Below are 9,885 nucleotides of genomic sequence, written 5' to 3' on the forward strand. Positions count from 1 at the left end.
AAGCAAGTATTATATCTGACAACCAAAAGCGGACTGGTGTATATTCAAAAGGTGCATTCTGAAGGTCGATATTTGCTTATTGTTGCTTGCTCCCAGCGCAAGCTTTCAAATGAGGGATTAATGCCTGCGATCGCACGGTATGATGGGCCTATTTTTCATCTGCTACGTCGCTTTTTGCAACAAAAACCGTCAAATCCGCCAGATACATATATTCTCTCAGCCGAGTTTGGACTAATTTTTCAAGATTATCCTATTCCGTACTATGATCGCCGAATGACAAAACAGCGATCTCAACAGTTGCAGCCAGAGGTAATTGATAAATTACAGCATATTCTTAATGCCAGACTTTACCCAGAAATTTGCATATGTGTGGGCCGTGATTATTTCAAAGCATTAGAAGGATACGATACAGTTATTCAATCAAGCTCAAATGTGCAAATTGCTACAGGTTCTTTAGGAAAAAAACTCGTTAAGCTGCACACCTGGCTATATGGCAAGCCTTCTGAGCTAAATCAAAATCATTCAACCAATACCCTTCGCGGCAAAGCTTGTCTTAGAGGAGTAGAAGTTGAAATGACACCTGCACAGGTACTTGATGCAGCTCGTCAGGCTTTAACAGAGGGAAAGGGTAATCCAGCCTCTTATCAGTCATGGTATTTACTAGTTGATGGACAACGGGTATCTCCTAAGTGGTTAGTAAGCTACCTGACGGGATTACCTGTCAGTTCTTTTCATTCAAGTGAGGCTAGGCGAATGCTAGTCCAGCTAGGTGTTGAGGTTAGTTGTTTATGAATTCACAAGATGATCAATATCAGAGTTTAGCAGAGGAAAAACTGCTAGAAGATTTACAGCGTCAGCCTCACATCATGATCAAGCTGTCTGAGAATGCTTTGCTCGTTGCAGACAGTCTCCGTGATAACTATTTTAAGAACACAGCAAAATTTATTACACACTTACGTGGAGCAATGCGCCAAGCTGCACGGGGAGAGCGGCCAGATCAAATATTAAGTGTTCAAGCAATTAATGACTTAAATTGGGAAGATGTTCAGGGTGAGGTTGTAACTTTTATTGATGGCGGTTTGGGCCAAGTTCAAATGTCTAGTCCCGTTCCTGTCTTGCTGCGTGTTGGTTCTTATCGTGTGAAGACTGGAGAACGTAGTGTTACAGAACGGGAACATTTTGGTTATTACCCTATTATTTTAGGTGATTTGGAGGGTGGCAGTAAGGAACGTAAAGATTTTCCAGATATTATCCGAATTACATCTGAGCTTTTGGGTGGTTTGTCAGCAGTAAAACGAACACCTGACTTACGAGTTCTTATGTTTCATGGCCCCCTAGTTTATATGATGAGTGGTTATGCAGGACATACTCCTTTTACTGAAAAAGATATTGATATATTTCTCCATCAATATGCAGAAGAACCTGGATTAGCGGAACAGTTAAAGGAAGAATTTTTACGGGAAGCAGAAATTGAAATTTACCCTAAAATAGCTCCTGATCGTTCTGATGAATGGATAGAGAGGAGACTGTTTGAACCATTATCATGGATTGCCTTTCTATATCGACAATTAATTAAGGAAGCGCAGAAAAGAAAGCCAAATATTATTATTGCTGGTGTGGTTGAACGTGGTGAATTACGAGAGTTTAGTGAATTTATTTTACTAGAGAGAATATTTCAAAGTTTACGACAAAAAGGAAATCAAAATTACTTTAATGAATTATATGGACGTAAAGATATAAAATCACCAAAAGCACTTTTAGACAAACTCGGTTATACAGACTCTCTTCTACTATCTATGTTATTAGAGCCAGGCCAGTTTTCAGAACCTTGGGAAATTAAAAATAAGTATGCAGGACTTACTAAAGGTAAGATTGCACTACCAGGAGAGTCTTATACAAGTGACGTAGATTGGACTTGTCTAAAACCACCTAATAAAATTGGTTTTCCAAAAGTTCTTGGTTGTTATGTCAAAGTTTCAGAAACTACCGAACCATTCAGAGTAGAAGTATTTGATAAATTAGGTAAAAGCCAAATTATAGAAGCTGCACGACGAGCATACTTATACGCTAGTTTACTACCTGGATACGGTTTTCCAGTAGGATTAGATATTGCTGATAAGTATGCTAAAATTCCAAGCTGGCTAACTGATGCCTATAGCAAACTAATCAAATATCACTTGGGTATTAGCTTGCAAAGTGGTCAGGTTAGTGATGCTCAGATGCGTCGCCTTATAGTTCAGTCAATTTATATGACCAAACGAGATTGGCTATTTCGTCCTTCTAACTAAATAGATCAAGAATAATGGTGATTAATAATGCCTGAAAGCAGACCAGCAATACCTACTGATATTAAAAGGAAAATATTAATCGAAAGTGGTCATCGATGTGCTGTCTGTGGTGAAGGATGTCCATTAGAGCGAGCGCACATAATACCTTGGCATAAATCGAGAGAACATAAAGCAGAAGATTTAATTTTTTTGTGTGCTAACTGTCATGAAAGAGCAGATAAAGAAGAGTGGGGAGAAAAAGCTTTAAGAGAGTACAAGCAGAAACCTTGGGTCATGCGACGTTTTGACAAAGAACAAATTACGTCTGAGTCAGTAACCGAAATTGAATTAATCATCAAATTGAAACTATCGGATTTTGATGAGAGGTTGCAAACACTTTTACCTCATGCAATCGCAGGATTGCTCAAAATTGCACCACAAAATGTTCAAATAACTTCTATCGAGGAAGGTAGCACAAAAGTAAGTATTACACTTCCTATAGAAAGTGCAGAAAAGCTTTTGAGCGCATATGCAAGTAACGATCCTGAACTAATAAAATATTTGGAACCATTTGGATTATTGGAAATTCGTTACAAAATGAAACAGTATGTTGGTACGTTGGTGGGTGAAAGCACCAGCCGCGAGTTCAGATTAGCAGTAACACCCGAAGCTATCCGAGAACAAGATATTATTGCCGTCGATGCTGAACTAGTGCAATCAGCAAAGAAGACAAATTTAGAAAAAATCCGTGTTTGGGCTAAAGTTCAAAGTATTGAACGAATCAATCCCCTTTTTCCAACTGAAGCTGGGCATGAACTAGCTGCTACTCGTACTAATCCATTTGATAAGCTGTTAAGCATTTAATTTGCACATTGAGACCGCAGGGGAGCAGGGGGCAGGGAGCAGGGGAGAGGGTTTGCAGCTTTTATTACCATGAAAATGGTGCAATTTAAATGACGATTAGCTTACAGTGCTTTCCCTCAGTCGGGAAATGGTAACTGCGGTGTGTCAAGTATTAGGTGCTGAACCGTTGGATGGTAGCGGCGGTGGAAAGCTCAACAAACTTCGTTATCCGCCTCAGCCTGCTTCCAGTGCATACCGCCCTAACTCACCAGATATTGCCCGTATTGTCCTTGGCGAATTGCAACAAAAGCAAAACCGTGCTTTAGATATTGCTACTCTTTCTAACCGTCCAGAGGTGAATGTAACAGTAGATGGTCATGCGATAGTTACTCGTCATCTAGCTATTTTAGCCATGACAGGTGCTGGTAAAAGTGTTACAGCACGACGAGTTATTGAGCAATTGGCACAGAAAAAATATCCGATTGTAATCTTTGATCCACATGGAGATTATACAGGTTTAGCAGATGTGCCAGCCTTAGAAGGAAGAGTAAATCGCTACTATGCTCAGTTTCCTATTTTTGAAGAAGATAGTGAAACAGTAGCTCAAATTGTCAGTAATCTAGGGTACGAACTAACACCTACTATGCTTACCCGTTTTGCTGATGTATTTCAAGCTGCTAAGTCTTTTTATATTAAAGACAAAACAGATGAGATGAATCAACGAATAAATTGGTTGTCTCAACGCATTAATAAACCGGATTTGAAGAAATTTGGAGTGCAACCAAATCTGTGGTTAATTGCTCAGATGGCTGAGGCTGGTGAAGCTGTACTGCGTGATAGTGATGCTGAAGAAGATAAAAAGCAACTAGAAGAATGGGGTTGGAATGGATTCACTGGTTATTCTAAGCGCGATATAGCAACGCTTGAAGGAATCAAGAAACGTACCAATGCAGCAGCCGCCGCTTTACAACGTATGGAACATACAAATCAAAAAGTTGCTCGCAGTGGCGCTAAATCATTACCGACTGACCGCAAAGAATTAGTTAAATATAATCAAATTAGTGTTGTGTCTCTAGCTGGATATACAGAAGAATTCCAAGCAACAATTTACAGCATTATCGCTGATAACATTTTTGAAGCAAGGGTAAGAGATGACTTAAAATTGCCTGCTCTTCTACTACTTGAGGAAGCACATAATTTCGCTCCAGGTAAAGCAAATACACCAGCACAGCAACGTGCTATTAACGTTACCAGACAAATTGCTCAGGAGGGAAGAAAGTTTGGTGTTGGTTTAATTTTAATTAGCCAGCGTCCCTCAAGGCTTGATGAGACAACCCTTGCCATGTGCAACTCATACATTATTATGCGTATGGTGAACCCTGCTGACCAAAATTTTGTCCGAAAGGTAATTGAAAGTTTAGGTGAAGAAGAAGCAAAAATGCTTCCTGATTTAGAAGTTGGCGAAGCAATTCTTTCTGGACAACTCACTAGCTTTCCTGTTCTTGTAAAAATAAAAGAACCTGAATCAAAAGGTGAGAGAGAAGAAAAGGATGCTTTTGATTATTTAGAGGAAGCATATGCTGAAATATCTAAGAAAACTCCTAAACAAACACGGAGATAAATTCTTTGAAAATTGTTGCTGGCATAAGTTTAAGGGGTATAAAGCCATGTATATGGGATAAAACTTCTGATTATTATCTTCCCCAATTACAGGCAATAATGGTTTCCTATGCAGATTTTCATGCCAGCCCTAAACGTAGACGTGAGGCTATGGAAAAGGGAATACATGAGTCTTTAGGTATTCCCAAAGAAGTGAAGTTATATCTTGATAATGGTGCTTTTTACTTCATCAGCCGTGAGGGAGAAACACCAGTTAAAAATTATGAGGAATTTGTAGAAAAAGCTAAACCTGACTGGTTTCCTATTCCTCAAGACTTTATTCCCATACCCAAAATGTCACGAGAAGAGCAAGAAAAGTGTTTTTTCCGCACAATGGAAATGGCTCTAAATTACCAATATGGCTCTTATATTCCAGTTATTCATGTGAGTAATTTTTTAGAAGATTATGTAGATGAAATAAAAAAACACGAAACATTATTAGCAAAACCTTATATTGCTTTGGGTGGTATTGTACCGAATTTGTTACGTGCTACCAAGGCAATGCCTTATAAAAAAATTCTAGAGAGCATCCATCATGTCCGTGAAGAATTTAAACACCAAAAACTTCATATATTCGGTATTGGCGGTACAGCAACTATTCATTTAGCTGCTTTGTTAGGTATAGATTCGGTAGATTCAAGCGGTTGGCGAAATCGAGCTGCTCGTGGCATGATTCAGTTACCTGGAACAGGAGAAAGAATCATAGCTGACTTGGGAAAATGGAGAGGTCGCAGAGTAAGTCAACAAGAAGAAGAAATCCTAAAGGAATGTCCTTGTCCAGCTTGCTATAAGTACGGTTTAGATGGATTAAAAGCAAGTGGTAGTTTTGGCTTTTGGAATCGAGCAACCCATAATCTATGGATACTATTAAACGAAGCGGAACTTATTAAAGAACACTTGAATAAAAAAACTTATAAAGATTGGTATAAGGGACACTTAGACAATACTACCTATCGTCCTCTAATTGAGCAACTAGTGAAAATATCGCTGTGAGTCAATGAAAACGGAGAGGGGGAGATTCGAACTCCCGGAGGTTTTAGCCTCATCCGATTTCAAGTCGGACGCAATCGACCACTCTGCCACCTCTCCAGTAAACTGTCTAGCTTTTTGCCTACCTGCTATGCAAACGCTTTCCTAAGTTAGCACTAAAGCTGACAGATAATACTATATCTCATCATCTATGCAGATTGCACTACTGGACGCGATCGCTCGTAAAAAATTTCCTCTGACACTAGCTGGTAATCTTTGCCTACCCAAACTAGGGAGACTTGCGACACCACACCCGCCTCTAGGGAAACTAGAGAAAAATTACGCTGCTTGTTGCCTTGAATTTCAACTATCCTGGGTACGCTAGCCGCATTCAAGTAAATTGTCCCTTCTGGGCTTCTCAGCACAGGCTTACGTAGCTCTTTCTTAGTGTGCCGTAGGCTATGGTGCATATGTCCAAACGTCACCAGAGGAATGGTTTTACCAGCGTTGAGAGCCTGGGAAATCGCTTCGCCAAAATCTGGATCGCCAAAATCGCCGCCAATGGGGAGCCAGTCTTTGCCACAAGGATCTTCTGGGCGATCGCCTAATCCACTAGGCCCATTGTGACCGAGAAAAATAATTGTGTCGTAGGCAGCAGTTTTGACCGCAGCCATAATTTTGGTTGCTGATTCTTCAAAATCTGTTACACCGTAACGTTCTTTGCAGATGTCAGCAAATCTCCACTCTGATCCACCCCAACTAAAAGGACGACCGCCAACTACAGTTAAATTCCACTGGGGAAAATCCAGCTTGTTGTAACCGACATGAGCTGGCCCCAATAAATCGAGCTGTTCCTGTACCCAGTCTTCCTTGGTGCGGTCGTAGGGACACTTTTTCCGCCCCCATTCTGTGGCAGTATACCAGGCATCGTGGTTGCCCATCACGGCTGCTTTGGGAATATCAACAGAAGCGATCGCTCTTACCACTTCCACCGACTCATTGCCAAAATCCCCCACAAACAGCACTAAGTCCACACCCAAATGCTTGAGTGCTATACCATCTTCTACTTCCCATTGGTCGTGAACATCGCCAACTACAGCTATTTTGAGGTTTGTTGATTGTGTTATCTCACTGGTCATGCCACTGTCCTTGCCGTCTACTTTTAGGATAGGCAACTCAGGGGGATTTGGACACAAATTGGCAACATCAAGCTTCTATGATTTTTGGTAAAAACCACTATATTTTTTGGTAAAAACTACTATAATTGAATCCACAGGACAAATATTTGCAACTTTAAGCAACCCCTAACTGTGTTTAACACTGCACTTGCTCAACGAGAAACCACCCATCCGGGTGTACTACCACTGGATTTATTTACCGCTATTGAGAGCCTGAAAAAAGAACTCAACGCGGTGATATTAGCGCATTACTATCAAGAACCAGATATCCAGGATATTGCAGACTTTATTGGGGATTCATTACAACTAGCAAAAGCCGCAGCTAATACGAATGCAGATGCGATCGTCTTTGCTGGTGTTCACTTCATGGCAGAGACAGCAAAGATACTCAATCCTGACAAATTGGTATTGTTACCAGATTTGAATGCTGGTTGTTCCTTAGCAGATAGTTGTCCAGCGGAGGCGTTTGCAGCTTTTAAAGCAGCCCATCCAGATCATCTAGTGGTTTCTTATATCAACTGCTCTGCCGATATTAAAGCCATGAGCGATATTATCTGCACCAGTTCCAATGCTGTGAAGATTGTGCAGCAAATACCGAAAGTCCAGCCAATTATTTTTGCTCCAGATCGCAATTTGGGGCGCTACGTCATGGAACAAACCGGACGAGATTTGGTGCTGTGGGACGGTAGCTGTATTGTGCATGAAACCTTTTCAGAGAAGAAAATTGTCCAGTTAAAAATTGCCCATCCAGAAGCAGAGGCGATCGCACACCCAGAATGCGAAACTAGCATATTGCGCCACGCTAACTATATCGGTTCTACAGCAGCTTTACTCAAATATTGTCAAAACAGTTCTGCTCAGGAATTTATTGTGGCTACAGAGCCAGGCATCATTCACCAAATGCAAAAACTAGCTCCTCAAAAGCGGTTTATTCCTGCGCCACCAATTAATAACTGTAATTGCAACGAATGTCCATTTATGCGGTTAAATACCTTAGAAAAAGTGTATTGGGCGATGAAAAATCGTACTCCTGAAATCACCATGTCTGAGGAGATACGCTTAGCAGCTTTGCGTCCAATGCAACGGATGTTAGAAATGAGTGTTTAGGTAGTTTTTGATAATTTGTGGAGACGCAAAATTGCGCGTCTCTACAAAATTTTATTGGTTTAGAGATGTCGAATTTTACTTTTTTACAGGAATTGTCTGGTAAATAAATATATTTTTAAATCTTACGCAAAGGCAAGGCAGCGCGTTGGGCGAGTTCCCCGACTTGAAGCGACTGCCGCGCAAAGACGCAGAGAGTAACGAAAAACCAATCTGTTTAGGGACTTGATGATAATTAGGGTTGAGATAAATATTTTACATCGCTTATAATGACGATATTTAGGATTATAAAGAAATATAAGAATTAGTCATGAAAAGTGGTGTATATATAATGACTAACAAAATCAATGGATGTAGATATATAGGCTATAGTACAGATATTGGATCCCGTTTTGAGGCAAATAAGCGAGAACTTCAAAGGGGTTCATTTGGTAATAAACACCAACAGTTCATTGATGACTATCAGCAGCTTGGAGAAGAAGCTTTTATTTCTGGAATTATTGAAGTGACTGCGGATGAGCCATCACTGATGAACCAGCGAGCCGAGAAATGGAAACAGATCATTCAACCTGAGTACAATCAATAAATACGTAGCGTGATCGCCATCTTTTTCTAATAGGTTGTCGCGCTACAGTAATCTTAAATTAATTTTAAGTTATGCCGCTTCTCTGTGCCCTCTGCGGTTCGATTTTGAGAAATGGGGAGGTAGATTTCCCCATTTGTGTCTAATTTCATCATGGACTTTTCTTAGCTTGTATTTGAGCCGCTTCACTAAATTTTTTGTATAGTTGAATCCGAGTTTGAGCTTCCAAATAGCGGCTATGGTTTGGTGGTACCTGACTCATCAAATCTGAAGCCTGTTGCCACCTAGCAGCTAGCACTGACCACTGATCTAAAGTTGAGGCTGTTTTACCAGATGCAGAAGCTTGATTAGCAATACGCACTGCATCTGCAAATGGGTCTTTAGATGCGGTAGAGCGTGAAGCTTGCGATTTAATAGCTAAAGATGTAGAAAGTTCTCGTGAAGTAGAGGTTTCCTGTTTACCGTCTAACCAAGTATAAACACCCCAACTTAACAATAGTAAAGGTAAGCATAGACCAGACGCTTTGATTATCCTTGCTTGGAAGGAATATTTGTGTTTGTTTTTACTATTAATCCTATTTTTTCTAGTAAATATTACATACTGAGACGATTTAGGCTTAGGTAAGCTTGTATGTCCTAGTTCCGTTTTCGACTCTTGGAAATCTTGAAAATCTTGAATTAGCTGCTTAAGAGTATTCGTTTTAGGTAATGTAATTTCCTCTGACCATAGTAATTGATTTTCGCGGTCACGATAAATTTCCGTCAACCAAAGCAATTGCTGTTCCCGAACAATTCGACTGTTGATGTTAACGCGTCGAATGTTACGAGGTGTAATCGATTCGAGAATTTGCCGAATTTTTTGTACTAGAGTAGATTGCTCAAGTTGCTCTACTGTAGCCGCCTCACAGAGAAGTTGTAAGACGCCATCGGCAAAAATGGCTCTGGTTCTGACACCAGACTCGACTAGTTTTTCATTCAACACTTGAATAATTGCGGCAACGCTACCTTGGTGAGCTTGCCAAGCGATATCGTTTATCCGATCTGCCATTTGTGTTTTAGTGATAGCTTTGCAACCCTAATTCTTTAACGGACTAGTTAATTTATTTAGGCTTCTGTCCTATAAAACTTTGCCTTATTTTCGATTTTATGAGTAAAAATACAAAGTTAGCAAATAAAATTACAACAAAAAAGCCCCCTTTCATAAACGAGAGGAGGCTTTTGTTGTATAAATAACAAACCTGGCATCGAGCTATTTTTGCGTAGGGCTACCCCTAAACTATCG

The 9,885-nt window shown here is 40.2% G+C and carries 9 protein-coding genes and 1 tRNA gene; 7 read left to right on the plus strand and 3 right to left on the minus strand.

Going from position 1 to position 9,885, the window contains the following annotated elements:
* Positions 1-36 precede the first annotated feature (36 nt).
* The 5 genes from AC5JL8_RS02590 (at position 37) to AC5JL8_RS02610 (ending at position 5,762) form a co-directional block, all read left to right on the plus strand.
* Positions 37-792 (plus strand): DUF6884 domain-containing protein, encoded by a 756-nt coding sequence (locus AC5JL8_RS02590; RefSeq protein ID WP_495878208.1) that lies wholly within the window; start codon positions 37-39, stop codon positions 790-792.
* Positions 789-2,288, plus strand: coding sequence for a DNA double-strand break repair nuclease NurA (locus AC5JL8_RS02595; protein ID WP_495878209.1), 1,500 nt, complete (start codon positions 789-791; stop codon positions 2,286-2,288). Before AC5JL8_RS02590 ends, AC5JL8_RS02595 begins: the two co-directional genes overlap by 4 nt.
* Before the next feature lie 27 nt (positions 2,289-2,315).
* Positions 2,316-3,131, plus strand: coding sequence for an HNH endonuclease (locus AC5JL8_RS02600; protein WP_495878210.1), 816 nt, complete (start codon positions 2,316-2,318; stop codon positions 3,129-3,131).
* Positions 3,132-3,237: 106 nt separating this feature from the next.
* On the plus strand, positions 3,238-4,731 hold the full coding sequence (locus AC5JL8_RS02605; protein ID WP_495878211.1) for an ATP-binding protein: 1,494 nt from the start codon (positions 3,238-3,240) through the stop codon (positions 4,729-4,731).
* 5 nt (positions 4,732-4,736) lie between these two features.
* Positions 4,737-5,762: a tRNA guanosine transglycosylase family protein gene (locus AC5JL8_RS02610; RefSeq protein ID WP_495878212.1), complete on the plus strand. Its 1,026-nt coding sequence runs from the start codon at positions 4,737-4,739 to the stop codon at positions 5,760-5,762.
* An 11-nt stretch (positions 5,763-5,773) separates the two neighbouring features.
* Here the strand turns inward: AC5JL8_RS02610 and AC5JL8_RS02615 are convergent.
* Positions 5,774-5,858 (minus strand) — tRNA-Ser (locus tag AC5JL8_RS02615).
* 89 nt (positions 5,859-5,947) lie between these two features.
* Positions 5,948-6,877: a TIGR04168 family protein gene (locus AC5JL8_RS02620; RefSeq protein WP_495878213.1), complete on the minus strand. Its 930-nt coding sequence runs from the start codon at positions 6,875-6,877 to the stop codon at positions 5,948-5,950.
* Positions 6,878-7,048: 171 nt separating this feature from the next.
* Between AC5JL8_RS02620 and nadA the strand changes: the two genes are divergently transcribed.
* Both nadA and AC5JL8_RS02630 read left to right on the plus strand, forming a co-directional pair.
* Positions 7,049-8,023, plus strand: coding sequence for a quinolinate synthase NadA (gene nadA, locus AC5JL8_RS02625; protein ID WP_495878214.1), 975 nt, complete (start codon positions 7,049-7,051; stop codon positions 8,021-8,023).
* Between the two features lie 307 nt (positions 8,024-8,330).
* A complete protein-coding gene (locus AC5JL8_RS02630) occupies positions 8,331-8,606 on the plus strand; it encodes a GIY-YIG nuclease family protein (protein ID WP_495878215.1) in 276 nt (91 codons plus the stop codon).
* A gap of 148 nt (positions 8,607-8,754) precedes the next feature.
* Here the strand turns inward: AC5JL8_RS02630 and AC5JL8_RS02635 are convergent, their stop codons facing one another.
* Entirely contained in the window at positions 8,755-9,651 is an 897-nt protein-coding gene (locus tag AC5JL8_RS02635; protein WP_495878216.1) for a hypothetical protein, read from the minus strand.
* Between the last annotated feature and the right edge of the window lie 234 nt (positions 9,652-9,885).

Source organism: Mojavia sp. (assembly GCF_059505145.1).

Excerpts from the sequence above, each read along its gene's own strand:
- AC5JL8_RS02595 (WP_495878209.1), top strand. The coding sequence starts at position 789 with ATGAATTCACAAGATGATCAATATCAGAGTTTAGCAGAGGAAAAACTG.
- AC5JL8_RS02600 (WP_495878210.1), top strand. The coding sequence starts at position 2,316 with ATGCCTGAAAGCAGACCAGCAATACCTACTGATATTAAAAGGAAAATA.
- AC5JL8_RS02620 (WP_495878213.1), bottom strand. The coding sequence starts at position 6,877 with ATGACCAGTGAGATAACACAATCAACAAACCTCAAAATAGCTGTAGTT.
- AC5JL8_RS02630 (WP_495878215.1), top strand. The coding sequence starts at position 8,331 with ATGAAAAGTGGTGTATATATAATGACTAACAAAATCAATGGATGTAGA.
- AC5JL8_RS02635 (WP_495878216.1), bottom strand. The coding sequence starts at position 9,651 with ATGGCAGATCGGATAAACGATATCGCTTGGCAAGCTCACCAAGGTAGC.